The sequence below is a fragment of the Streptomyces globisporus C-1027 genome (assembly GCF_000261345.2).
GTDB classification, from domain to species: domain Bacteria; phylum Actinomycetota; class Actinomycetes; order Streptomycetales; family Streptomycetaceae; genus Streptomyces; species Streptomyces pakalii.
This window is the reverse complement of sequence record NZ_CP013738.1, coordinates 1,380,133-1,405,384: the sequence shown is the minus strand read 5'-3', so window position 1 is coordinate 1,405,384 and position 25,252 is coordinate 1,380,133. Positions and strand designations below refer to the sequence as shown.

20 protein-coding genes and 1 pseudogene are annotated in these 25,252 nt (G+C 69.8%); 12 read left to right on the top strand and 9 right to left on the bottom strand.

The features are described 5' to 3' along the window. Positions 1 to 26 precede the first annotated feature (26 nt). The 6 genes from WQO_RS06070 to WQO_RS06045 form a co-directional block, all read right to left on the bottom strand. On the bottom strand, positions 27 to 1,088 hold the full coding sequence (locus WQO_RS06070; protein ID WP_010057100.1) for a PAC2 family protein: 1,062 nt from the start codon (positions 1,086 to 1,088) through the stop codon (positions 27 to 29). 100 nt (positions 1,089 to 1,188) lie between these two features. Further along, the gene (locus tag WQO_RS06065; protein ID WP_010057101.1) at positions 1,189 to 2,247 is read right to left on the bottom strand and encodes an LLM class flavin-dependent oxidoreductase; all 1,059 of its coding nucleotides are present in this window, start codon (positions 2,245 to 2,247) and stop codon (positions 1,189 to 1,191) included. A gap of 143 nt (positions 2,248 to 2,390) precedes the next feature. Continuing rightward, positions 2,391 to 4,001, bottom strand: coding sequence for a glycerol-3-phosphate dehydrogenase/oxidase (locus WQO_RS06060; RefSeq protein WP_010057102.1), 1,611 nt, complete (start codon positions 3,999 to 4,001; stop codon positions 2,391 to 2,393). A 14-nt stretch (positions 4,002 to 4,015) separates the two neighbouring features. Next, positions 4,016 to 5,560 carry a glycerol kinase GlpK gene (gene glpK / locus WQO_RS06055; protein WP_010057104.1) on the bottom strand — a complete coding sequence of 515 codons (1,545 nt, stop codon included), beginning with the start codon at positions 5,558 to 5,560 and terminating at the stop codon, positions 4,016 to 4,018. A 39-nt stretch (positions 5,561 to 5,599) separates the two neighbouring features. After that, complete coding sequence (locus WQO_RS06050; RefSeq protein WP_010057105.1) at positions 5,600 to 6,391, bottom strand: MIP/aquaporin family protein; 792 nt, start codon at positions 6,389 to 6,391, stop codon at positions 5,600 to 5,602. 380 nt (positions 6,392 to 6,771) lie between these two features. Continuing rightward, positions 6,772 to 7,536 carry an IclR family transcriptional regulator gene (locus WQO_RS06045; RefSeq protein WP_006123393.1) on the bottom strand — a complete coding sequence of 255 codons (765 nt, stop codon included), beginning with the start codon at positions 7,534 to 7,536 and terminating at the stop codon, positions 6,772 to 6,774. A 239-nt stretch (positions 7,537 to 7,775) separates the two neighbouring features. Between WQO_RS06045 and metH the strand changes: the two genes are divergently transcribed. The 3 genes from metH to WQO_RS06030 all read left to right on the top strand — a co-directional run bounded on the left by metH (position 7,776) and on the right by WQO_RS06030 (position 14,028). Then, on the top strand, positions 7,776 to 11,294 hold the full coding sequence (gene metH, locus WQO_RS06040) for a methionine synthase (RefSeq protein ID WP_010057108.1): 3,519 nt from the start codon (positions 7,776 to 7,778) through the stop codon (positions 11,292 to 11,294). Positions 11,295 to 11,437: 143 nt separating this feature from the next. Next, a complete protein-coding gene (locus WQO_RS06035; RefSeq protein ID WP_010057110.1) occupies positions 11,438 to 12,148 on the top strand; it encodes an HAD family hydrolase in 711 nt (236 codons plus the stop codon). Positions 12,149 to 12,429: 281 nt separating this feature from the next. Next, entirely contained in the window at positions 12,430 to 14,028 is a 1,599-nt protein-coding gene (locus WQO_RS06030) for an ABC transporter substrate-binding protein (protein WP_010057111.1), read from the top strand. A gap of 107 nt (positions 14,029 to 14,135) precedes the next feature. On the opposite strand, the gene WQO_RS06025 is transcribed toward WQO_RS06030, so the two are convergent. Continuing rightward, positions 14,136 to 14,807, bottom strand: coding sequence for a response regulator (locus WQO_RS06025; RefSeq protein WP_006123389.1), 672 nt, complete (start codon positions 14,805 to 14,807; stop codon positions 14,136 to 14,138). Positions 14,808 to 14,816: 9 nt separating this feature from the next. Beyond that, on the bottom strand, positions 14,817 to 15,662 hold the full coding sequence (locus tag WQO_RS06020; protein ID WP_010057112.1) for a RecB family exonuclease: 846 nt from the start codon (positions 15,660 to 15,662) through the stop codon (positions 14,817 to 14,819). 177 nt (positions 15,663 to 15,839) lie between these two features. Here WQO_RS06020 and WQO_RS06015 point away from each other — a divergent pair, with 177 nt between their 5' ends. From WQO_RS06015 to WQO_RS06005, 3 genes are all read left to right on the top strand, one after another. Further along, positions 15,840 to 17,090 carry a site-2 protease family protein gene (locus tag WQO_RS06015; RefSeq protein WP_010057113.1) on the top strand — a complete coding sequence of 417 codons (1,251 nt, stop codon included), beginning with the start codon at positions 15,840 to 15,842 and terminating at the stop codon, positions 17,088 to 17,090. Between the two features lie 60 nt (positions 17,091 to 17,150). Beyond that, positions 17,151 to 18,068, top strand: coding sequence for a tRNA (adenine-N1)-methyltransferase (locus WQO_RS06010; RefSeq protein ID WP_010057114.1), 918 nt, complete (start codon positions 17,151 to 17,153; stop codon positions 18,066 to 18,068). A gap of 181 nt (positions 18,069 to 18,249) precedes the next feature. Beyond that, a complete protein-coding gene (locus WQO_RS06005; protein ID WP_058953886.1) occupies positions 18,250 to 18,831 on the top strand; it encodes a hypothetical protein in 582 nt (193 codons plus the stop codon). A gap of 38 nt (positions 18,832 to 18,869) precedes the next feature. On the opposite strand, the gene WQO_RS06000 is transcribed toward WQO_RS06005, so the two are convergent. Continuing rightward, positions 18,870 to 19,181 carry a ferredoxin gene (locus tag WQO_RS06000; protein WP_006123384.1) on the bottom strand — a complete coding sequence of 104 codons (312 nt, stop codon included), beginning with the start codon at positions 19,179 to 19,181 and terminating at the stop codon, positions 18,870 to 18,872. A gap of 240 nt (positions 19,182 to 19,421) precedes the next feature. Between WQO_RS06000 and arc the strand changes: the two genes are divergently transcribed. The 6 genes and pseudogenes from arc (at position 19,422) to prcA (ending at position 25,252) form a co-directional block, all read left to right on the top strand. After that, entirely contained in the window at positions 19,422 to 21,188 is a 1,767-nt protein-coding gene (gene arc / locus WQO_RS05995; RefSeq protein WP_010057117.1) for a proteasome ATPase, read from the top strand. Between the two features lie 235 nt (positions 21,189 to 21,423). Beyond that, complete coding sequence (gene dop / locus WQO_RS05990) at positions 21,424 to 22,935, top strand: depupylase/deamidase Dop (RefSeq protein WP_010057119.1); 1,512 nt, start codon at positions 21,424 to 21,426, stop codon at positions 22,933 to 22,935. Positions 22,936 to 23,064: 129 nt separating this feature from the next. Beyond that, on the top strand, positions 23,065 to 23,283 hold the full coding sequence (locus WQO_RS05985; protein ID WP_010057120.1) for a ubiquitin-like protein Pup: 219 nt from the start codon (positions 23,065 to 23,067) through the stop codon (positions 23,281 to 23,283). 113 nt (positions 23,284 to 23,396) lie between these two features. Next, positions 23,397 to 23,589: pseudogene (locus WQO_RS36705) on the top strand (endonuclease domain-containing protein); the annotation flags it as partial. After that, positions 23,541 to 24,386: a proteasome subunit beta gene (gene prcB, locus WQO_RS05980; RefSeq protein WP_010057122.1), complete on the top strand. Its 846-nt coding sequence runs from the start codon at positions 23,541 to 23,543 to the stop codon at positions 24,384 to 24,386. The pseudogene WQO_RS36705 and the gene prcB, both read left to right, overlap by 49 nt. A gap of 59 nt (positions 24,387 to 24,445) precedes the next feature. After that, the gene (gene prcA / locus WQO_RS05975) at positions 24,446 to 25,252 is read left to right on the top strand and encodes a proteasome subunit alpha (RefSeq protein WP_010057123.1); all 807 of its coding nucleotides are present in this window, start codon (positions 24,446 to 24,448) and stop codon (positions 25,250 to 25,252) included.

Genomic DNA, 25,252 nt, shown 5'->3' with positions numbered 1-25,252 from the left:
CCGTGCGGCGCCCCGTCGTTCATCCCTCAGCTCTCGCCGTCCTCCTCGGGACGGCCGCCGGAGCCTTCCTCGCCGTCGGACCCCGACGCGTCGTCAGACCCCCTGGCCTCCTTGTCGTCGGAGGCCTTCCCGCGTCCCGTCTCCGGGCGCGGCGGCTTCGGCGGGCGGGTGCGGCCGCTGGACGGATCGCGCAGATAGGAGACGTCCCCGGTCTCCGTGGCGTGGCCGCCCGGCCCCTGCCCGGGACCGCCGTCCCGCCGCCGCAGATACCGCTCGAACTCGCGGGCGATCGCCTCGCCGGACGCCTCGGGCAGCTCCGCGGTGTCCCGCGCCTCCTCCAGCGTCTGCACGTACTCCGCGACCTCGCTGTCCTCCGAGGCCAGCTGGTCGACCCCGAGCTGCCAGGCGCGCGCGTCCTCGGGCAGTTCGCCCAGCGGGATGCGCAGCCCGATCAGGTCCTCAAGACGGTTCAGCAGGGCCAGCGTCGCCTTCGGGTTCGGCGGCTGCGACACGTAGTGCGGGACCGCAGCCCACAGGCTGACCGCGGGCACCCCGGCGTGCGTGCACGCCTCCTGGAGGACTCCGACGATGCCCGTGGGGCCCTCGTACCGCGTCTCCTCCAGGTCCATCGTCCGCGCCAGGTCCGCGTCGGAGGTGACCCCGCTCACCGGCACCGGCCGGGTGTGCGGGGTGTCACCGAGCAACGCGCCCAGGATGACGACCATTTCGACGCCCAGCTCATGGGCGAAGCCGAGGATCTCGTTGCAGAACGACCGCCAGCGCATCGACGGTTCGATCCCGCGCACCAGGACCAGGTCGCGGGGCTTCTCGCCGCCCACCCGCACCACGGACAGCCGTGTCGTCGGCCAGGTGATCTTCCGTGTGTTGCCGTCCAGCCACACGGTGGGCCGGTTGACCTGGAAGTCGTAGTAGTCCTCGGCGTCCAGCGCCGCGAACACCTCGCCCTTCCACTCCCGGTCCAGATGACCGACCGCTGTGGAGGCGGCGTCCCCGGCGTCGTTCCAGCCTTCGAACGCGGCCACCATGACCGGGTCGACCAGCTCGGGCACCGACTCGAGCTCGATCACCCGGGCCTCCTTCCGATGTCTCCATTCGTACGGAGCAACCTTACGGCTTCCCGGGCCCCCGGCCGCAGCCCCCTTGCACGGCCGGGTGAACACTGTTCGATCAGTCCCGCAGCGAGGACGGCGCCTCCCGCCGCACCACCGGGGCGATCTCCTCCGCGAACCGCTGGAGCGTCTCCACCTGCTCAGGACGGCCCAGCCCGAAGCCGTCCACGGTGATCGACTGGAGATCGTGGCGGTACACCTCGTGCCAGCCGAGGATCTTGTCGATGATCTGCTGCGGACTGCCGATCAGCTGCGGGCCGCCCTCGATCGCCTCCTCGATCGTGCGGAAGGGCGTGTTGTAGCCGGCCTTGCCCGCCAGATGCGGCTTGAACGTCTGCCGCACCCGCGCCTCGTACAGCTCCTTGTACCGCGTGACGGCCGCCTGCGAGCTGTCCGCGATGAGCAGCCCGCCCGATCCCGCCGCGACCTTCGCGTCCGCCGGATCGTGCCCGTACGCCTCGAACCGCTCGCGGTAGTGGGCGATGAGCTTCGCGTACGCCTCACGGGGCTGGATGGCGTTCGCGGTGAACAGCGGATCGCCGTGTTTGGCCGCCAGCTCCGGGGAGTTGAGGCTGGTGGCCGAGCCGTGCCAGATCCGGGGGAGACCGTCGTACGGACGCGGCACGGTCGTCACGTTCTTCAGCGGCGGCCGGAACTCGCCCTCCCAGTCGACGCCTTCCTCGGTCCAGAGCCGGCGCAGCAGCTCGTACTTCTCCTTCTGGAGGTCCCACTGCCGTTCCTCCTCCAGACCGAACAGGTCGAAGTGGCCCGCCTCCGCGCCCTTGCCGACGACCAGTTCGACCCGGCCCCGGGAGATCTGGTCGAGCGTCGCGAAGTCCTCCGCCACCCGGACCGGATCGAGGATCGCGACGACCGTCACACCGGTCAGCAGCCGGATGGCGCTCGTCCGGGCCGCGATGGCGCCCAGCACCACGTTCGGGCTGGAGGAGAGAAAGGCGCCCGCGTGCCGTTCGCCGACGGAGTAGGCGTCGAAGCCGAGCCTCTCCGCCACCGAGGCCGTATCGATCACTTCTTCGAACCGATCGGCGGCTGCGGGCAGGTCACCGGTCAGCGGGTGCGGATCGTGACCGATCAGGGAGAGCACGGAGAATCGCATGAACTCCACTGTCCCCGCGGCACGTTGCACGCGTATGGCGGGAGTGTGGCACCCGGCCGGTGTCCTGCGGGTACGGGAACGGGGGCGGCTCCCGTGAGGAAGCCGCCCCCGTTCCCGTACCCGTGGGGGGTGGGTCCGGTGGGTCAGTCGCGGTCGGCCAGCAGCTTCTCGACGCCCTCGCGGACGTCGTCCGTCGCCAGGCCCCGGATGGTCAGCGTGGTCCGGCGGCGCAGCACGTCGTCCGCCGTCTCGGCCCACTCGTGGTCCCGGGCGTAGGCGACCTGCGCCCAGATCTCCGGGGCGTCCGGGTGGACGCGCTCGGCCAGCTCCGGGTTCTCGTTCGCCAGCCGGGCGATGTCGAAGGCGAGCGAGCCGTAGTGCGTGGCCAGGTGCCGGGCGGTGTCCGGGGCCATGCGCGGGCCGGGGGCGGGGCCGTCGATGAGCAGCCGGTGGGCGACCGCGTTCGGGTTGGCGATACCGGGGAGCGGCAGCTTCCGCGGCAGCCGGCTCATCGGCTCCATGTCCTCGGCCAGCGGGTGCCCGGGCAGGGCGGCCAGCTTGTTCATGACCGTACGGCCGATGTGGCGGAAGGTCGTCCACTTGCCGCCCGCGACCGACAGCATCCCGCCGCGGCCTTCGGTGACGACCGTCTCGCGCTTGGCCTTGGAGGTGTCACCCGGACCGCCGGGCAGCACCCGCAGACCGGCGAACGAGTAGGTGATCAGATCGCGCGAGAGCTGCTGGTCCTTGATCGAGAACGCCGCCTCGTCGAGGATCTGCGCGGTGTCGGCCTCGGTCACCGAGACGTCCGCCGGATCGCCCTCGTACTCCTCGTCCGTCGTGCCGAGGAGCAGCATGTCCTCCCACGGCAGCGCGAACGTGATGCGGTACTTGTCGATCGGGGTGGCCAGCGCCGCCCGCCACGGCCGGGTCCGCTTGAGGACCAGGTGCGCGCCCTTGGAGAGGCGGATGGAGGGGGCCGCGTTCGGGTCCTCCATCTTCCGGAGGTGGTCGACCCAGGGGCCGGTGGCGTTGAGCACGAGCCGGGCGTCGACACCGAACTCGGTGCCGTCGGTGCTGTCCTTCAGCTCGGCGCCGGTGACCCGGCCCCGGGTGAAGCGCAGCCCGGTGACGGCCGCGTGGTTGAGGACGACCGCGCCCGCGTCGACGGCCGCGCGGACCGTCATCAGCGCCATGCGGGCGTCGTTCATCTGGTCGTCGCGGTAGACCGCGACCGCCTTCAGGTCGTCCGTGCGCAGCTCGGGCACATCGCGCTGGGCCTTGGCCGGGGAGATGACGTGGCCGACGCCGTCGCCGAACGCGGAGAGCGCGGAGTAGGCGAAGACGCCCGCGCCGAGCTTGGCCGCGCCGTGCGGGCCGCCCTTGTAGACGGGCAGGTAGAAGGTGAGCGGGTTGGCCAGGTGCGGGGCCACCTCGCGGGAGACCGCGCGCCGCTCGAAGTGGTTCTCCGCGACCAGCTTCACCGCACCGGTCTGGAGGTAGCGCAGACCGCCGTGGAGGAGCTTGGAGGAGGCGGAGGAGGTGGCGCCGGCGAAGTCGCCGGCGTCCACCAGAGCCACCCGCAGCCCGGACTGCGCGGCATGCCAGGCGGTGGAGATGCCCAGGATGCCGCCGCCGATGACCAGGAGGTCGTACGTGGCCCGGGACAGCTGGTCCCGGGTCTCGGCGCGGCTCGGCAGCGAGCCGGAGGCCGGGTGCGTTCCGAGGGCGGGAACGCTCTGCAGGGTGGTCATGGTGATGCTCCTCGTCAGCTTTCTTCGTCCTCGACCCAGCCCATGGTCCGTTCGACGGCCTTGAGCCAGCTCTTGTACTCGCGGGCACGGGTGTCCGCGTCCATGCGGGGTGTCCACTCGGCGGCCCGGCGCCAGTTGGCGCGCAGCGCGTCGGTGTCCGGCCAGAAGCCGACGGCGAGACCGGCGGCGTAGGCGGCGCCGAGGCAGGTGGTCTCGGCGACCATCGGGCGCACCACCGGCGCGTCCAGGAAGTCGGCGAGCGTCTGCATCAGCAGGTTGTTGGACGTCATGCCGCCGTCGACCTTGAGCGCGGTCAGCTCGACGCCGGAGTCCTTCGTCATGGCGTCGCTGATCTCGCGGGTCTGCCAGGCGGTGGCCTCCAGGACGGCACGGGCGATGTGCGCCTTGGTGACGTAACGGGTGAGACCGGTGATGACGCCACGGGCGTCGGGGCGCCAGTAGGGGGCGAACAGGCCCGAGAAGGCGGGCACGAAGTACGCGCCGCCGTTGTCCTCGACCGAGGAGGCCAGCGTCTCGATCTCGGCGGCCGACTTGATCAGGCCCATCTGATCGCGCATCCACTGCACCAGCGAACCGGTGACCGCGATGGAGCCCTCCAGCGCGTACACCGGGGGCTGGTCGCCGATCTGGTAGCCGACGGTGGTGAGCAGCCCGTTGTACGAGTTCACCGGGGTGGAGCCGGTGTTCATCAGCATGAAGGTGCCGGTGCCGTACGTGGACTTGGCCTCGCCCTCGGCGAAACAGGTCTGGCCGAACAGTGCCGCCTGCTGGTCACCGAGTGCGGAGGCGACCGGGACGCCGTCCAGGATGCCGCCCTTGGCATTGCCGTAGACCTCGGCCGAGGAGCGGATCTCGGGGAGTACCTCGGCCGGGATGCCGATGGAGGAGAGGATCTTCTCGTCCCACTCCATCCGGTGCAGGTTCATCAGGAGGGTGCGCGAGGCGTTGGTGACGTCGGTGACGTGGACGCCGCCGTCGGTGCCGCCGGTGAGGTTCCAGATGACCCAGGAGTCCATGGTGCCGAAGAGGATGTCGCCGCGCTCGGCGCGCTCGCGCAGCCCCTCGACGTTGTCGAGCAGCCAGCGCACCTTGGGGCCCGCGAAGTACGAGGCGAGCGGCAGCCCGGTCTCGCGGCGGAACCGGTCCTGGCCCACGTTGCGGCCGAGCTCCTTGCAGAGCGCGTCGGTGCGGGTGTCCTGCCAGACCAGGGCGTTGTGCACCGGCTCACCGGTGTTCTTGTCCCACATCAGCGTGGTCTCGCGCTGGTTGGTGATGCCGATCGCCTTGACGTCGGCGGAGGTGATGCCGGCCTTGACGATGGCCCCGGCGACGACCTCCTGGACGTTCTCCCAGATCTCGGTCGCGTCGTGCTCGACCCAGCCCGGCTTCGGGAAGATCTGCTCGTGCTCCTTCTGGTCGACGGAGACGATCCGGCCGTCCTTGTCGAAGACGATGCAGCGGCTGGAGGTGGTGCCCTGGTCGATGGCCGCGATGAACGGCCCGGTGCCATGGGTGCCGGTGGTGTGTGCGTCGGTCACGGTGTGCTCCCGGAAGTCTGTGAGGTGATGGGCGAGCGGCTAGGCGAAGGCGAGGTTGTAGAGCCCGCCGGCGAGTGCGCCCCCGACGAGCGGACCCACGATGGGTACCCACGCGTAGCCCCAGTCCGAACCACCCTTGTTCGGCAGCGGCAGCAGGGCGTGCACGATGCGCGGACCGAGGTCGCGGACCGGGTTGATGGCGTAGCCGGTCGGGCCGCCGAGCGAGAGGCCGATACCGACGACGACCAGGGCGGTGATCAGCGCGCCGAGCACGCCGATGCCGTTGCCCCCGTCGTTGAGGCCCTGGGTGAGGATCGCCAGGACCAGCACGGTCGTCGCGATGATCTCGGTGACGACGTTCTGCACGCCGTTGCGGATCTCGGGACCGGTGGAGAAGATCCCGAGCACCGGGCCCGCCTTCGGGGCGGCGGTCTGGTCGACCATGCCCTCGTCGGTGGACTTGGTGCCGACGATCTCCGGGTCGGTCAGGTGGGCGTGGAACTGGCCGTAGTAGACCGCCCAGACCAGCAGGGCGCCGATCATCGCGCCGAGCAGCTGCGAACCGAGGTAGAGGGGGACGTCGCCCCACTCCGTGCCGCCCTGGATGGCCAGGCCGATCGTGACCGCGGGGTTGAGGTGGGCGCCCGATACGCCGCCGGCGAGGTAGGCGCCGGTCAGCACGGCGAAGCCCCACCCGAAGGTGATGGCCAGCCAGCCCGCGTTCCGGGCCTTCGAGCTCTTCAGCGTGACGGCGGCACAGACACCGCCGCCGAGCAGGATGAGTACGGCGGTACCTATGGTCTCGCCGATGAAAATGTCGGAGCTGGACACCCGCGACTCCTTTGTCCTTCGTCCAGGGGAGAGCGGATCACCGGTCCCGCCGGTGTTCCGCGCCCCAGATGGGTATCCACGAAGCGTGGGCAGCCCATCTGTAAGGGCTTGACCGGCCCTTGGCACTGTCACACCCTAACGCGTATTGCCGTTAGGCGTTCGACAATGCCGACCGTTGAACGGCAGTGTTTCCCCGAAGTGAAGGAAGCGTCAAGGGTTCTGTGGTCCACGACTCGGTGTGCGACGGGATCGTTACCGGCCGGTGTCGGATGTGGCGGTGCATGGGCGGGCCGGGCCCGGACGCGCCGGGCTGAGCCGGAGGGTGCGGGCCGAGCCGGGCGTGTGCCGGGCCGGAGTGGCGGGTGCGGGCGGGCCGAGCCTCAGAAGCGCCCGGCGCCCAGATCCCGGGAGACCGCGCGGGCGCAGTCCCGTACGGCCGCGATCAGCTCGGGGCGCAGCGTGCCGCCCGGGGCCACGCGCTCCACCGCGCCGGTCACGGCGACCGCACCCACCGGCATCCTGCGCCGGTCGTGCACGGGGGCGGCCACGGCGGCGACGCCCTCCCAGGTCTCCTCGGCGTCGGCCGCCCAGCCCTGGGCCCGGATCAGGTCGAGCATCGACTCGAACGCGTCGGCCTCGGTGACGGTGCGCCCGGTGAAGGAGCGGCGCTCCGCCTCCATGACCTCGCTGTGCGCCACCGGGTCGTACGCGGACAGCACCTTGCCCAGCGCCGTGGAGTGCAGCGGCTGCATCGCCCCCACCTCCAGCACCTGGCGGCTGTCGTCGGGCCGGAAGACGTGGTGGACGATCAGTACGCCGTGCTGGTGCAGCACCCCGAGGTGGACGCTCTCGCCGCTGGAGCGGGCCAGGTCGTCGGTCCAGACCAGGGCGCGCGCCCGCAGCTCGTGCACGTCCAGATAGCTGTTGCCGAGCCGCAGCAGCTCCGCGCCCAGCTGATAGCGGCCCGACGCCGCGTCCTGCTCGACGAAGCCCTCCAGCTGAAGGGTGCGCAGAATGCCGTGCGCGGTGCCCTTGGCCAGCCCCAGCGAGGAGGCGATGTCGGAGAGCCCGAGCCGGCGCTCGCCGCCCGCCAGCAGACGCAGCATCGCGGCCGCCCGCTCCAGCGACTGGATGTTCTTGGCCATCGCGCCGTACTCCTCCACCTCGGTTCGACAATGCTGAACACTATCGGTCGATGCCGACCTGTGCCGGACTCCGGGGAAAGTCTCCTCCCGGCGGCCCGGCGCGCCCGCACCCGCACAGCATGCAGTCCGCCTCATGGACGAACCGACCACGCGTCGAGGTGTCCGGCTACGCTGACGGAGTGCGCCTTCCCCAAGAAGGACGCAAAGCCGACAGCCGTCGCATCCCTGGGAGATCATCCATGGCCTCGTTGCCGACATCCGCCGCCGACAGCCGGACCCGCGCAGAAGCACTCCGAGAGGCACTCGCCACCCGCGTGGTGGTGGCCGACGGGGCGATGGGCACCATGCTCCAGGCACAGGACCCCACGCTGGAGGACTTCGAGAACCTCGAAGGCTGCAACGAGATCCTCAACCTCACCCGGCCCGACATCGTGCGCTCGGTCCACGAGGAGTACTTCGCGGTCGGCGTCGACTGCGTCGAGACCAACACCTTCGGCGCGAACCACTCCGCCGCCAACGAGTACGAGATCGCCGACCGGATCTTCGAGCTCTCCGAGTCCGGCGCCCGGATCGCCCGCGAGGTCGCCGACGAGTTCGGCGCGAAGGACGGCCGCCAGCGCTGGGTCCTCGGTTCGATCGGCCCCGGCACCAAGCTGCCCTCGCTCGGCCACACCACGTACGACATCCTGCGCGACGGCTACCAGCAGAACGCCGAGGGCCTCCTCGCGGGCGGCTCGGACGCGCTGATCGTCGAGACCACCCAGGACCTCCTGCAGACCAAGGCCAGCATCATCGGCGCCCGCCGCGCGATGGACGCCCTCGGCCTCCAGGTGCCGCTGATCTGCTCCCTCGCCTTCGAGACCACGGGCGTCATGCTCCTCGGCTCCGAGATCGGCGCGGCCCTGACCGCCCTGGAGCCGCTGGGCATCGACCTGATCGGGCTGAACTGCTCGACCGGCCCGGACGAGATGAGCGAGCACCTGCGCTACCTCGCCCGCCACTCCCGTACGCCCCTGATGTGCATGCCCAACGCCGGCCTGCCCGTCCTGACCAAGGACGGCGCGCACTTCCCGCTCGGCCCCGAGGGTCTCGCCGACTCCCAGGAGCACTTCGTCCGGGACTACGGCCTCTCCCTCATCGGAGGCTGCTGCGGTACGACCCCCGAGCACCTGCGGGTCGTCGTCGAGCGGGCCCGCGAGCTGACCCCGACCGAGCGCGACCCGCGCCCCGAGCCCGGCGCCGCCTCCCTCTACCAGCACATCCCCTTCCGCCAGGACACCGCCTATCTGGCCATCGGGGAGCGCACCAACGCCAACGGCTCCAAGAAGTTCCGCGAGGCCATGCTGGAGGCCCGCTGGGACGACTGCGTGGAGATGGCCCGCGACCAGATCCGCGAGGGCGCGCACATGCTCGACCTCTGCGTCGACTACGTGGGCCGCGACGGCGTCGCCGACATGACCGAGCTGGCCGGCCGCTTCGCGACCGCCTCCACCCTGCCGATCGTGCTGGACTCCACCGAGCTGCCCGTCCTGCGCGCCGGGCTGGAGAAGCTCGGCGGCCGGGCCGTGCTGAACTCGGTGAACTTCGAGGACGGCGGCGGCCCCGAGTCCCGCTTCGCGCAGGTCAGCGCCCTGGCCGCCGAGCACGGCGCCGCCCTGATCGCCCTGACCATCGACGAGGAGGGCCAGGCCCGCACGATCGAGCACAAGGTCGCCATCGCCGAGCGGCTGATCGAGGACCTGACCACCAACTGGGGCATCCGCGAGTCGGACATCCTCATCGACACCCTGACCTTCACCATCTGCACCGGCCAGGAGGAGTCCCGCGGCGACGGCATCGCCACCATCGGGGCCATCCGCGAGCTGAAGCAGCGCCACCCCGACGTCCAGACCACGCTGGGCCTCTCCAACATCTCCTTCGGCCTCAACCCGGCCGCCCGTGTCGTGCTGAACTCCGTCTTCCTCGACGAGTGCGTCAAGGCGGGCCTGGACTCCGCGATCGTGCACGCCTCGAAGATCCTGCCGATCGCCCGGCTGGAGGAGGAGCAGGTCAAGGTCGCCCTCGACCTGATCTACGACCGCCGCGCCGAGGGCTACGACCCCCTCCAGAAGCTCATGGAGCTGTTCGAGGGCGTCAACATGAAGTCGATGAAGGCGGGCAAGGCCGAGGAGCTGATGGCCCTCCCGCTCGACGAGCGGCTGCAGCGCCGCATCATCGACGGCGAGAAGAACGGCCTGGAGGCCGACCTCGACGAGGCCCTCCAGGACACCCCCGCCCTCGACATCGTCAACAACACCCTGCTGGAAGGCATGAAGGTCGTCGGCGAGCTGTTCGGCTCCGGCCAGATGCAGCTGCCGTTCGTTCTCCAGTCCGCCGAGGTCATGAAGAGCGCGGTGGCCCACCTGGAGCCGCACATGGAGAAGTCCGACGACGAGGGCAAGGGCACCATCGTGCTCGCCACCGTCCGCGGCGACGTCCACGACATCGGCAAGAACCTCGTCGACATCATCCTCTCCAACAACGGCTACAACGTCGTCAACCTCGGCATCAAGCAGCCCGTCTCCGCGATCCTCGAAGCCGCCGAGGAACACCGCGCCGACGTCATCGGCATGTCAGGTCTCCTGGTGAAGTCGACCGTGATCATGAAGGAGAACCTCCAGGAGCTCAACCAGCGCAAGATGGCCGCCGACTTCCCGGTCATCCTCGGCGGCGCCGCGCTCACTCGGGCCTACGTCGAGCAGGACCTGCACGAGATCTACGAGGGTGAGGTCCGCTACGCCCGCGACGCCTTCGAGGGGCTGCGCCTCATGGACGCCCTCATCGGCGTCAAGCGCGGCGTGCCGGGCGCGGCCCTGCCCGAGCTGAAGCAGCGCCGGGTACCCAAGAAGAACATCGACACCGCCGTCCTGGAGGTCAAGGAGCCCGAGGGTTCGGTGCGCTCGGACGTCTCCATCACCAACCCGATCCCCGAGCCGCCCTTCCGCGGTACCCGCGTCATCAAGGGCATCCCGCTCAAGGAATACGCCTCCTGGCTCGACGAGGGCGCCCTGTTCAAGGGCCAGTGGGGCCTCAAGCAGGCCAGGACCGGCGACGGACCGACGTACGAGGAGCTGGCGGAGACCGAGGGACGCCCGCACCTGCGCGGCTGGCTCGACCACCTCCAGTCCAACAACCTCCTGGAAGCCGCCGTCGTCTACGGCTACTTCCCCTGCGTCTCCAAGGGCGAGGACCTGATCCTCCTCCACGAGGACGGCTCCGAGCGCACCCGCTTCACCTTCCCGCGCCAGCGCCGCGGCCGCCGCCTCTGCCTCGCCGACTTCTTCCGCCCCGAGGAGTCCGGCGAGAGGGACGTCATCGGCCTCCAGATCGTCACCGTCGGCTCCCGGATCGGCGAGGCCACCGCCGAGCTGTTCGCCGCCAACTCCTACCGCGACTACCTGGAGCTGCACGGCCTCTCCGTCCAGCTCGCGGAAGCCCTCGCCGAGTACTGGCACGCCCGGGTCCGCAGCGAGCTGGGCTTCGGCGGGGAGGACCCGGACGACGTCGAGGACATGTTCGCGCTGAAGTACCGCGGCGCGCGGTTCTCGCTCGGTTACGGGGCGTGCCCGGACCTGGAGGACCGGACCAAGATCGCCGACCTGCTCCAGCCGGAGCGGATCGGCGTGCACCTCTCCGAGGAGTTCCAGCTCCACCCGGAGCAGTCCACCGACGCCATCGTCATCCACCACCCCGAGGCGAAGTACTTCAACGCCCGGTAGGACGCACTTCGCCCCGCGCTCACGCGCCTGCCGCGCACCGCGGGGCGACACGTCGTACACTGGTCGGTCCAGCGCAGGCCGGTCGCCTTCCCACTTCTGGGAATGGCGGCCGGCCTTCTCGTCCCTTACGGAAGGTGTGCCGGATGACCAGTACGGTCCCCGCGTCCTTGACCCGCACGGCCGAAGAGGCCGCCCTGCAGGCGGTCCTTCTCGACATGGACGGAACCCTGGTCGATACCGAGGGTTTCTGGTGGGACGTCGAGAAGGAGGTCTTCGCCGGCCTCGGACACCGCCTGGACGAGTCCTGGCGGGATGTGGTCGTCGGCGGCCCGATGTCGCGCAGTGCCGGCTACCTCATCGACGTCACCGGCGCCGACATCCGGCTGGACGAGCTGACGGTGCTACTCAACGACGGATTCGAGAACCGCATCAGCCGGGGTGTGCCGCTGATGCCGGGTGCCGAGCGGCTGCTCGCCGAGCTGGCCGTGTACGAGGTGCCCACCGCACTCGTCTCGGCCTCCCACCGCCGGATCATCGACCGGGTGCTGGAATCCGTGGGCCGTCACCACTTCGCGCTCACGGTCGCCGGGGACGAGGTCACCCGGACCAAGCCGCACCCCGAGCCCTACCTCACCGCCGCCGCGGGCTTCGGCGCCGACCCCTGGCGCTGCGCGGTCATCGAGGACACCGCGACCGGAGTGGCCGCCGCCGAGGCCGCCGGCTGCCGGGTCGTCGCCGTGCCGTCCGTCGCCCCCATCGCCCCGGCGGCCGGACGCGTGGTCGTCGGCTCCCTCGAAGAGGTCGACCTCGCCTTCCTCCGCGGGCTGATCACCGGATCGAGCACGCGTTTGTGAACGAACGGTGGATTTCCTGCTCCCCTTCGTGTGTTTTCCGGCAGTGTTCCGTGGATGTAGATCATTCGCAGGGTGATTCTGTGAAGAGGTCGGACGGGTGACCTTGCTCACTCGCGAGTCCCCGGCGCCCCACCGAAACGGGTGAGCTGTCCGTAATGATGATCGTATGTCCGCCGCGCTGGGTGCCGGGGGAGCGCGGACCGTTCGTCGGGCGGTCGGAGGGCTCACCCACGGCTACTAACTTGGATTCCTCACCCGCCGGGATGAGGGAGAACGTCCAGATGAACCGCAAGACCCTGGTGCTGCCGGCCGTGGTCGGCCTGCTCGCCCCCGTGCTGGCCGCCTGCGGCAGCGCGGACAGCGGCGCCGGTGGCAAGGGCGCCATCGTCGTCGGCACCACGGACCAGCTCGTGGCCTCCAAGGAGAACCCCGCGCCCCTCGACCCGGCCATCGCCTACGACGCGGGCGTCTGGAACGTCCTGCGGCAGACCGTGCAGACCCTGACCACCGTGCCCAACGGCGGTGGCGAGCCGGTGCCCGAGGCCGCCCGCAGCTGCACCTTCACCGACACCGCGAACGAGAGCTACCGCTGCACCCTGCGGGCGGGCCTCACCTTCGCCGACGGGACGCCCGTCACCGCCGAGGACGTGAAGCACTCCATCCAGCGTGTCATCGACATTCAGGCGGACAGCGGGCCGGTCGGCCTGCTCGACAACATCGACATGATCGAGACCAAGGGCGAGGACCAGGTGATCTTCCACCTGAACACGCCCGACGCGACCTTCCCGTACAAGCTCGCCACCCCCGCCGCGGGCATCGTCCCGAAGGCGCAGTACCCGGCGAACGAGGCGCGCACCGGCTTCCAGGTCGACGGCTCCGGGCCGTACACCATGAAGCCCGAGGTCGAGAACGGCCGGGTCGCCAAGATCGCCTTCGAGAAGAACCCCTCGTACAAGGGCGAGCTGAAGGTCCTCAACGACAAGGTCGAGATGGACCTCTTCCCCGACGCCGAGGCCATGGGCAAGGCGCTCGACGAGGAGAAGATCCACCTGATGACCCGGGCGATGTCGCCCGAGCAGGCCCAGGACATGCTGGTGGAGCCGAAGGAGGGCATCGACCTCACCGAGCTGCCCGGACTGGCCATCAGCTACCTCGGGTTCAACACCAAGGACCCCGTGGTCGACAAGCCCGTCCGGCAGGCCATGGCGCAGATCATCGACCGGGGCCAGATCGCGGGCAAGGTGTACGGCACCACCGCCGAACCCCTCTACTCGCTGATCCCGTCCAGCATCGCCGGGCACACCAACGCCTTCTTCAACAAGTACGGCGAGCCCAGCACCGCCAAGGCCGCGGCGATCCTCCGCGACGCCGGGACCAAGACGCCGGTGAAGTTCACCCTGCACTACACCAACGACCACTACGGCCCGGCCACCGCCGCCGAGTTCAAGGCCATCCAGCAGCAGCTGAACAAGTCGGGCCTCTTCGACGTCTCCGTCCAGGGCAAGGAGTGGTCGAAGTACCGCCCCGAGCAGAAGCGCGGCGACTACGCGGCCTACGGCATGGGCTGGTTCCCCGACTTCCCGGACCCGGACAACTACACCGCGCCCTTCCTGGACGCCAACAACTTCCTCAACTCGCCCTACCGGTCGCCCGAGGCGGAGAAGGTCCTCATCCCGCAGTCCCGCCGCGAGGCCGACCGCACCGCAGCCGCCGCCACCTACGAGAAGCTCCAGGACATCGTCGCCACCGATGTGCCGGTGCTCCCGATCTGGCAGGGCAAGCAGTACATCGCCTCCCGCGACGGGATCGCCGGAGTGGAGCGCTCCGTCAGCGCCACCTCCGAGCTCCAGCTCTGGGAGCTCAACCGGCCCAGCGCCTGAGCCCCGACCGCAGACGCCGTCCGGCCCGCACCCTCCTCGCGACAGGAGAGGTGCGGGCCGGACGGCGTCGTGCTGGGCGAACTTCCTCGCGCGAGCGCCGAACCGGGCTACTGCGCGCCGGGGCGCACCAGCCCGCTCTCGTACGCGTATACCGCGGCCTGTACCCGGTCGCGCAGCCCGAGCTTCGTGAGCACATGGCCCACATGCGTCTTGACCGTTGTCTCACTGACGAACAGCTCCGCCGCGATCTCCGCGTTCGACAGCCCCCGCGCCACCAGCTTCAGCACCTCGACCTCACGGTCCGTCAGCGTGTGCAGGGCGTCCGGCACCGGCTCCTCGCCGGACGGCAGATGGTCCGCGTACTTGTCCAGCAGCCGGCGCGTGATGCTCGGCGCGAGCATCGCCTCGCCCGCCGCCACCACCCGGATCGCCTGCACCAGCTCGGCCGCGGGGGCGTCCTTCAGCAGGAAGCCGCTCGCCCCCGCGCGCAGCGCCTCCACCACGTACTCGTCGAGATCGAAGGTCGTCAGAACGAGCACCTTCGCCGGGCCGTCCTTCCCGGGGCCGGTGATCTGACGGGTCGCCTCCACCCCGTCCATCCGCGGCATCCGGATGTCCATCAGCACCACATCGGGCTGCAGCGCCCGCACCTGATCGATGGCCTGCAGACCGTCACCGGCCTCGCCGACCACCGCCAGATCGCCTTCCGCCTCCAGGATCATCCGGAAACCGGTGCGCAGCAGAGGCTGGTCGTCGACCAGAAGGACGCGGATCGCCACAGGAACTCCTTAAGGGCCCTCAAGGGCCACGGCTCGGCCGGCCTCGGCCCGGACCGGTCCCATTCTGCCCTGGTCATCCTCTCCCGGGCCCGCCGGGCGGACCGACAGCGGATAGACCGGGGGAGTCCCGCCGAATTCCGGACACACCGCCTGGTGGTCGCACCAGCCGCACAGCTTCGTCGGCCGGGGCCGCCAGTCGCCGGTCTCCGTCGCCAGCCTGATCGCGTCCCACAGCGCCAGCAGCTTGCGCTCCACCCGCTCCAGGTCCGCCACCACCGGGTCGTACGTCATGACGTCCCCGCTGCCCAGATAGACCAGCTGGAGGCGGCGCGGCACCACGCCCTTCAGCCGCCAGATCACCAGCGCGTAGAACGTCATCTGGAACAGCGGCCCGTCGGAATACTCCGGCCGCGGCGCCTTGCCCGTCTTGTAGTCGACGATCCGGACCTCACCGCTCGGCGCGATGTCCACCCGGTCGATCACCCCGCGCAGCCGCAGCCCCGACTCCAGCTCCGTCTCGACGAACATCTCGCGCTCGGCCGGCTCAAGGCGCGTCGGGTCCTCCAGCGAGAACCACCGGTCCACCAGCCGCTCCGCCTCGCCCAGCCAACGCGTCAGGCGCTCACCCTCGGCGTCCTCGGCGAACAGATCGCTCAGCTCCGGCTTCGACTCCAGCAGCCGGTCCCACTGGCCGGGGATCAGCGCCCGCGCCCGGGGCGCCGTACGGTCGGCCGCCGGGACGTCGAAGAGCCGCTCCAGCACCGCATGGACCAGCGTGCCGCGGGTAGCCGCCTCGCTGGGCTTCTCCGGCAGCTTGTCGATGACCCGGAAGCGGTAGAGCAGAGGACACTGCATGAAATCGCTCGCCCGCGACGGCGACAGGGACGAAGGCGGCTGAGGCGGCCGCGGCACGGAGGTCATGTCTCAAGACCCTACGGCCCGCCACTGACACCGAGCGGCATACCATCGACGGCAGACCCTCGCACACTGCATGATCGTGGCACAGACCACGCACCGAACCGAAGGGACCCCGTGGACGACAGCGGCGACAGCGGGCGGCCGCAGCCCGGCGCAGGGGGAACGGCCCCCGGCACCGACCCGGACAACGGCAAACCGAAACGCCCCGCGGAGCCGGGCGGCGGCCTGCTCATGGGCCGCCCCTTCGGCGTGCCCGTCTACGTCGCCCCCAGCTGGTTCGTCGTCGCCGCCCTCATCACCTGGGTCTTCGGCGGCCAGCTCGACCGCGTGCTGCCCGAGCTGGGCGGCGCCCGCTACCTCGTCGCCCTGTTCTTCGCCATCGCCTTCTACGCCTCCGTGCTCGTCCACGAACTGGCCCACACGGTCGCCGCCCTGCGCTACAAACTCCCGGTCCGCCGCATCCAGCTCCAGTTCTTCGGCGGCGTCTCGGAGATCGAGAAGGAGACGGAGACCCCCGGCCGGGAGTTCGTCCTCGCCTTCGTCGGACCGCTCCTGTCCCTGGTACTCGGCGGCGTCTTCTACGGCGCGATGCAGCTCGTCGAGCCCGGCACCGTCCCCGGCGTCCTGCTCGCGGGCCTGATGATCTCCAACCTCATCGTGGCCGCTTTCAACCTGCTGCCCGGGCTGCCGCTGGACGGCGGCCGGATGCTCCGCGCCGTCGTCTGGAAGATCACCGGCAAGCCCATGAGCGGCACCATCGCCGCCGCCTGGGTCGGCCGGGGCCTCGCCGTCACCGTCCTCGTCGGACTGCCGCTGCTCACCCACACCGGAGCCCTCGGCGGCACCGCCCAGGACATCGGCGGCGTCGAGACCGTCATGGACGCGCTGCTCGCCGCGATCCTCGCCGGCATCATCTGGACCGGCGCCGGGAACAGCCTGCGCATGGCCCGCCTCCGCGAGCACCTGCCCGACCTGAGGGCCCGCACCCTGACCCGCCGCGCCGTCCCCGTCGAGTCCGCCACCCCGCTCTCCGAAGCGCTGCGCCGGGCCAACGAGGCCGGCGCCCGCGCCCTGGTCGTCGTCGACGGACAGGGCAACCCCAAGGGCGTCGTCCGCGAGGCCGCCATCGTCGGCGTCCCCGAGCACCGCCGCCCCTGGGTCGCCGTCAGCGGCCTCGCCCAAGACCTCACCGACGGCATGAAGGTCCCCGCCGAACTGGCCGGCGAAGCCCTCCTGGACCGGCTCAAGGCGACCCCCGCCACCGAGTACCTGGTCGTCGAGGAGACCGGCGAGATCTACGGCGTCCTCTCCACCGCCGACGTGGAGCGCGCCTTCGTCAAGGCCATGGCCCGCCCCGGCGCCTGAGCCCTCTCCCGGCGGGGGAGCGGCGGCAGGAGGCCCCGGAATCACCGGTAGGCTGGTCACATGTCTGAACCGACCGGTGCCGCCCGCCGACGTGGGCCCTTCAAGGTCGGGGACCAGGTACAGCTCACCGACCCCAAGGGACGCCACTACACCTTCACGCTCGAAGCCGGAAAGAACTTCCACACCCACAAGGGTTCTTTCCAGCACGACGAGCTGATCGGTGCTCCCGAGGGCAGTGTTGTCCGCACCACGGGAAACGTCGCCTACCTCGCGCTGCGCCCCCTGCTCCCCGACTACGTCCTGTCCATGCCCCGCGGCGCCGCCGTGGTCTACCCCAAGGACGCGGGCCAGATCCTGGCCTTCGCCGACATCTTCCCCGGCGCCCGCGTCGTGGAGGCGGGGGTCGGATCCGGATCGCTCTCCACCTTCCTGCTGCGCGCCATCGGTGAGCAGGGCATGCTGCACTCCTACGAGCGCCGCGAGGACTTCGCCGAGATCGCCCAGCAGAACGTCGAGCGCTACTTCGGCTCGCCGCACCCCGCCTGGCAGCTGACCGTCGGAGACCTCCAGGACAACCTCTCCGACACCGACGTCGACCGCGTCGTGCTGGACATGCTCGCCCCCTGGGAGTGCCTGGAGGCCGTCTCCAAGGCCCTGGTGCCCGGCGGCATCCTCTGCGCCTACGTCGCCACCACCACCCAGCTCTCGCGCACCGTCGAGTCCATCCGCGAGATCGGCTGCTTCGCCGAACCGCAGCCCTGGGAGTCGATGATCCGCAACTGGCACGTGGAGGGCCTCGCCGTCCGCCCCGACCACCGGATGATCGGCCACACCGGCTTCCTGGTCACCGCCCGCCGTCTCGCGGACGGCGTCGAGCCGCCGCTGCGCCGACGCCGCCCCTCCAAGGGGGCCTACGGCGAGGACTACGAGGGCCCGGGCAGCCAGAGCCGCGGAGGCTCCGCCACCGACCGCGGCTGACCCTCACAACGCACCGGCGCCGCCGCGCAGTTCCCCGACCGACCGGAGAACGGCGCGGCGGCGCCTTTTCGTTGACCCCGGCGTTCCACCCGGGTGTGAGGTGTGGCACGATGCCGGGCAACCCCTCGGGGTGTTCCCAGCCCTCCACCGGGCTCCCAGGAACCATCAGGAGACATACCGCGTGCAGACCTCCGCGCTCCCGGACCTCGCCCACACCGCCGCCAAGCCGATGCACTGGCTCGCCACGGCCGCGGCGATGGCGGGCGTCGTCGCGCTGGCCGGGCTGCTCCAGCCCCGTACGGCCACGGCGACCGCCACGGCCTCCGAGCAGCGGACCACCACGCAGCACGGCGCTCCCGTGCCCGCCCCTGACCCGGCCGGAGTCGACTTCCCGCTGCAGTGCGGCGGCGCCGGGACGACCGTCGCGAAACAGGCCCCCGGAGACCTCGACGGCGACGGGCGGCCGGAAACCGTCGCCGTGGTGCACTGCGCCGCCGGATCGGGGACCCCGCCCGGCGGCATCTACGTCCTGACACAGGCGAGCGGGGCCGCACCCCGGGTCGTGGCGACCCTGGTGGACCCCGCTGACAAGAAGACCGTCGGGGACTTCGCCGTACGCGACGGCGTCGTCTCGGCGACCCTCCTCGGCTACTCCTCGCTGGAGGTGCCCCGCTGCTGCCCCGACCAGGAGGAACAGGCCTCCTGGCGGTGGAAGGGGCAGGCGTTCGTCCGCAGCTCCGGGGAGCTCGCCCGCAGCGTCTGAGCGCCGCCTGTACGCCCTTGGGGCTCGCCCCCGGACGACTACTCGGCGTCCGGCCCGTACACCTCGACGTTGTCCTTGACGCGCCGCACGTGGATGCAGTCGCCGGGGCACTCCTTGGCCGAATCGACGACGTCCTGGAGGAGCGGCAGCGGCACCGGAGTGGTCGCCCCCGGGTCCTGCAGCAGCTCGTCGTCCGAGCTCTTCACATACGCCAGGCCGTCGATGTCCAGCTCGAAGACATCGGGGGCGTACTGCACACAGATGCCGTCCCCCGTACAGAGGTCCTGGTCGATCCAGACCTCCAGGTCCTGCGTGTCACTGTCGCCCGGCGAGTCCTGCTGCACGGTCATGTGTCCTGCCGTTCCTGCGTATCCGAACCAATTGGAGCCAGCCCTGACGGGTGTTGAACAGTTCGACGATACAACCGGCGGCTTTCCGGTGCCGAAGGGTGGGTATTCCCTTGACGTGAGGGAGAGCGCAAGGGTGAAGATCGGACACGCCCCGCAGTCTTTGTGATCTAGGGGTTTCAATCACCACCCACCCAGGTAGGGTCAGGAAGCGTCCAGCTCCCCATGGAGGAGGTGAGGACCGTGGCAGCCCACGACGACGACATCAACCGCGGCTCCCGGCCCGCGCGAGGGTCCGAGGACCCAGCCGGCCAGGTTGCCTATCTCGAGCAGGAAATCGCCGTCCTGCGACGTAAGCTCGCCGACTCTCCGCGTCATACGAGGATTCTCGAAGAGCGGATCGTCGAGTTGCAGACGAATCTGGCAGGCGTGTCCGCTCAGAACGAGCGGCTCGCCAACACGCTCCGTGAGGCGCGTGACCAGATCGTGGCCCTCAAGGAAGAGGTCGACCGGCTCGCGCAGCCGCCGGCCGGCTTCGGCGTCTTCCTGCAGGCCAACGAGGACGGCACCTGCGACATCTTCACCGGGGGCCGCAAGCTCCGGGTGAACGTCAGCCCCAGTGTCGAGCTCGAGGACCTGCGGCGTGGCCAGGAGGTCATGCTCAACGAAGCGCTCAACGTGGTCGAGGCCATGGAGTTCGAGCGGGCCGGGGACATCGTCACCCTCAAGGAGATCCTCGAGGACGGCGAGCGTGCCCTGGTGGTCGGGCACACCGACGAGGAGAGGGTGGTGCGGCTCGCCGAGCCGCTGCTGGACATCACCATCCGCTCCGGCGACGCCCTGCTGCTCGACTCCAGGTCCGGCTACGTCTACGAGGTGGTCCCCAAGAGCGAGGTCGAGGAGCTCGTCCTCGAAGAGGTCCCGGACATCGACTACGACAAGATCGGCGGCCTGGGCGACCAGATCGAGCTGATCCGCGACGCGGTCGAGCTTCCGTACCTGCACCCCGACCTCTTCAAGGAGCACGAGCTTCGCCCGCCGAAGGGCATCCTGCTCTACGGCCCGCCCGGCTGTGGCAAGACGCTCATCGCCAAGGCCGTCGCCAATTCGCTCGCCAAGAAGGTCGCCGAGGTGACCGGGCAGCCCGCGGGGAAGAGCTACTTCCTCAATATCAAGGGCCCCGAGCTGCTCAACAAGTACGTCGGCGAGACCGAGCGGCACATCCGCCTGGTCTTCCAGCGGGCGAGGGAGAAGGCGAGCGAGGGCACCCCCGTCATCGTCTTCTTCGACGAGATGGAGTCCCTCTTCCGCACCCGCGGCAGCGGCGTCAGCTCGGACGTGGAGAACACCATCGTCCCGCAGCTGCTCGCCGAGATCGACGGGGTGGAGGGCCTGGAGAACGTCATCGTCATCGGCGCCTCCAACCGCGAGGACATGATCGACCCCGCCATCCTGCGGCCCGGCCGGCTCGATGTGAAGATCAAGATCGAGCGTCCGGACGCCGAGGCGGCGAAGGACATCTTCGCGAAGTACCTGACCCCGTCGCTCCCGCTGCACGCGGACGACCTCTCCGAGCACACCGGCTCGCGCGAGGCCGCCGCCCACGCCATGATCCAGTCGGTCGTGGAGCGGATGTACACGGAGTCCGAGGAGAACCGCTTCCTCGAGGTCACGTACGCCAACGGCGACAAGGAAGTCCTGTACTTCAAGGACTTCAACTCCGGCGCGATGATTCAGAACATCGTCGACCGGGCAAAGAAAATGGCCATCAAGGCATTCCTGGAACAGGGCCAGAAGGGGCTGCGGGTCGCTCATCTCCTGCAGGCCTGTGTGGACGAGTTCAAGGAGAACGAGGACCTGCCGAACACCACCAACCCGGACGACTGGGCCAGGATTTCCGGTAAGAAGGGTGAGCGGATCGTCTTCATCCGCACGCTCGTCACCGGAAAGCAGGGCGCGGACACCGGACGCTCCATCGACACGGTGGCCAATACCGGCCAGTACCTGTAATACCCGGACCGGCTGCGGAAGGCCCCAGGGGCCTCCGCAGCCGGTTTCATTCCCAGTTCCGGCCATGCCGGAGCAAACTCGTAATTGATCTCCCCACCGGCGCAGAGGCGCTCTAGGCTCTGCGGTACCGCCGAGTCGCGCAGTGCGGTGACGGGCACCGCACAGACGCACCGGACACAGCAGCGGTACGTGAGCGTCGCTCCGGGAGGGGCCGACGCCGGGCAAGGAGGGCCGCATGACCGTACGGCGAGTAATGGGCATCGAGACGGAGTACGGGATCTCCGTCCCCGGTCACCCCAACGCCAATGCCATGCTCACCTCGTCCCAGATCGTCAACGCCTACGCGGCGGCGATGCACCGGGCGCGACGTGCCCGCTGGGACTTCGAGGAGGAGAACCCGCTGCGTGACGCGCGAGGCTTCGATCTCGCCCGTGAGACCGCCGACTCCAGCCAGCTCACCGACGAGGACATCGGCCTGGCCAATGTCATCCTCACCAACGGCGCCCGGCTCTACGTCGACCACGCGCACCCCGAATACAGCTCCCCGGAGATCACCAATCCGCGCGACGCGGTGCTCTGGGACAAGGCCGGCGAACGGATCATGGCGGAGGCCGCCGAGCGGGCGGCCGCCATCCCCGGCGCCCAGCCGATCCACCTCTACAAGAACAACACCGACAACAAGGGCGCCTCCTACGGCACGCACGAGAACTACCTCATGCAGCGGGAGACGCCGTTCTCGGACATCGTGCGCCATCTGACGCCGTTCTTCGTCTCGCGCCAGGTTGTCACGGGCGCGGGCCGGGTCGGCATCGGCCAGGACGGCCACGAGCACGGCTTCCAGATCAGCCAGCGCGCCGACTACTTCGAGGTTGAGGTCGGCCTGGAGACGACGCTCAAGCGCCCCATCATCAACACCCGGGACGAGCCCCACTCCGACGCCGAGAAGTACCGCCGGCTCCATGTGATCATCGGCGATGCCAACCTCTCGGAGATCTCCACGTATCTCAAGCTCGGCACCACGTCCCTGGTGCTGTCGATGATCGAGGACGCCTTCATCAACGTCGACCTGGCCGTCGACCAGCCCGTGCGCACCCTGCACCAGGTCTCCCACGACCCGGACCTGCGGCAGCTGATCACGCTCCGCAGCGGCCGGACACTCACCGCGGTCCAGCTCCAGATGGAGTACTTCGAGCTGGCCCGCAAGTACGTCGACGAGCGGTACGGCGCCGACGCCGACGAGCAGACCAAGGACATCCTGACCCGCTGGGAGGACACCCTCAACCGGCTCGAGACCGATCCGATGAGCCTGTCGGGCGAGCTGGACTGGATCGCCAAGCGGGAGCTGATGGAGGGCTACCGCCGCCGCGACGCGCTGGACTGGGACGCCCCCCGGCTGCATCTGGTGGACCTCCAGTACGCGGACGTACGGCCCGACAAGGGCCTCTACAACCGTCTGGCGGCCCGCGGGAAGATGAAGCGCCTCCTGAACGAGGACCAGGTCACCAAGGCCCGTACGGCGCCTCCGGAGGACACCAGGGCCTACTTCCGCGGCCGCTGTCTGGAGCAGTACGCCGACGACGTGGCGGCGGCCTCCTGGGACTCGGTGATCTTCGACCTGCCGGACCGCGACTCCCTGCAGCGGGTGCCCACCCTGGAGCCGCTGCGCGGGACCAAGGAGCACGTGAAGGATCTGCTCGACCGCTGCCGTACGGCGGAGGAGCTGGTCCGGACGCTGTCGGGCGGCTGAAAGGCCTCCGGGCTGGGAATCAATCACCTGAGGCACGGGCTTGCATCAACTACCGGGCCAAATGTCGGACCCGGTGGGTAGGGTCTGATCAAGAGCTTCGATTGCTTCGAACCGAGCGGGGTGAGCTACATGGCGACCAAGGACACCGGCGGCGGACAGCAGAAGGCGACACGTTCCACCGAGGAGGTCGAGGAGCAGGCGCAGGACGCGCAGGCGTCCGAGGACCTTGCGGAGCGACAGGAGAAGCTGAGCGACGACGTCGACTCGGTGCTGGACGAGATCGACGACGTGCTCGAAGAGAACGCCGAGGACTTCGTGAGGTCCTTCGTCCAAAAGGGTGGCGAGTAGTTCACGAGTGTGAACGCTCGATAGGAATCGGTAGGAAGCGGGGTGACGGCGCAGGCCGTCACCCCGCCCGCCGAACGGGGCCCGGCCGACGGGCCGCCGGATCGGCGCGGATATCCCCCGCCGAACATGTGGATCACTCCCGCGGGGCGGGTAGGGTCCGTGGCACAAGTTGCTTCAACGGCAATTCGGCCATCGGCAAGTTGGGGGATGATCCTGACTCTCTTGCGCAGGGCCATCGCATACCTGGAGGGAAACGCGTGGAAGCCAACACTCGTAGCACCGGGCGTCTACCAGCTGCCTTCCTGACGCCGGGTTCGTCCTCGTTCATGGACTTCCTGTCCGACCAGTCGCCCGAGATGCTCCCGGGCAACCGCAGCCTGCCGCCGCTCCAGGGGGCGATCGAGGCGCCGCACGGGACGACCATCGTCGCCGCGTCCTTCCCCGGCGGCGTGGTCCTGGCCGGCGACCGGCGCGCCACCATGGGCAACATGATCGCCCAGCGCGACATCGAGAAGGTCTTCCCGGCCGACGAGTACTCCGCGGTGGGCATCGCGGGCACCGCCGGACTGGCCGTGGAGATGGTCAAGCTGTTCCAGCTGGAGCTGGAGCACTTCGAGAAGGTCGAGGGCGCCCAGCTCTCCCTGGAGGGCAAGGCCAACCGGCTCTCCACCATGATCCGCTCCAACCTCGCCATGGCCATGCAGGGCCTCGCCGTGGTTCCCCTCTTCGCGGGCTACGACATCGACCGGGAGAAGGGCCGCATCTTCTCCTACGACGTCACCGGCGGCCGCTCCGAGGAGACCGGCTACGCCGCCACCGGCTCCGGGTCGATCTTCGCTCGCGGCTCGATGAAGAAGCTCTACCGCGAGGACCTGACGCAGGAGCAGGCGCTCACCCTGGTCGTGCAGGCGCTGTACGACGCTGCGGACGACGACTCGGCGACCGGCGGCCCGGACGTGGCCCGCCGCATCTATCCGATCGTCACCGTCATCACCGACGAAGGCTTCCGGAGGCTGACCGACCAGGAGTCCTCCGAGATCGCGCGCTCCATCCTGGAGCGCCGACTCGAGCAGCCCGACGGCCCGCGCGCCGCGCTGCTCTGATCCGGACTCCGAGCCTTTTTCCGATGCACTCGTCACTGACAGGAAGGGACGGATAGCCGGTGTCGACGCCGTTCTATGTCTCACCCCAGCAGGCCATGGCCGACCGGGCGGAATACGCCCGCAAGGGCATCGCCCGTGGTCGCAGCCTCGTTGTGCTGCAGTACGCCGACGGCATTGTGTTCGTCGGCGAGAACCCGTCCCGCGCGCTCCACAAGTTCAGCGAGATCTACGACCGGATCGGCTTCGCCGCCGCCGGCAAGTACAACGAGTACGAGAACCTCCGCATCGGCGGTGTGCGCTACGCCGATCTGCGCGGATACACCTACGACCGGGACGATGTGACGGCCCGCGGGCTGGCCAACGTCTACGCCCAGACGCTCGGCACCATCTTCTCCAGCGCGGCCGAGAAGCCGTACGAGGTGGAGCTGGTCGTCGCCGAGGTCGGCAGCGAACCCGAGGGCGACCAGATCTACCGGCTGCCGCACGACGGTTCGATCGTGGACGAGCACGGCTCGGTCGCGGTCGGCGGCAACGCCGAGCAGATCAGCAGCTTCCTGGACCAGCGCCACCGCGACGGCATGACGCTGGCCGAGGCGCTCAAGCTGGCCGTCCAAGCGCTCTCGCGAGAGCCGGGCGGCGGCGAGCGGGAGATCCCCGCGGAGCGTCTGGAGGTCGCGGTCCTGGACCGCACCCGCCCCCAGCAGCGCAAGTTCAAGCGGATCGTCGGCCGTCAGCTGGCCCGGCTTCTGGAGACGGAATCCGCCGCCAGCACGCCCACGGACGCCCCGTCCGACGACGAGGACAACGACTCCACCGGTACGGACACCGGCGGCGCGTCCGGCTCCACGGAGGAGACCGACCAGTAG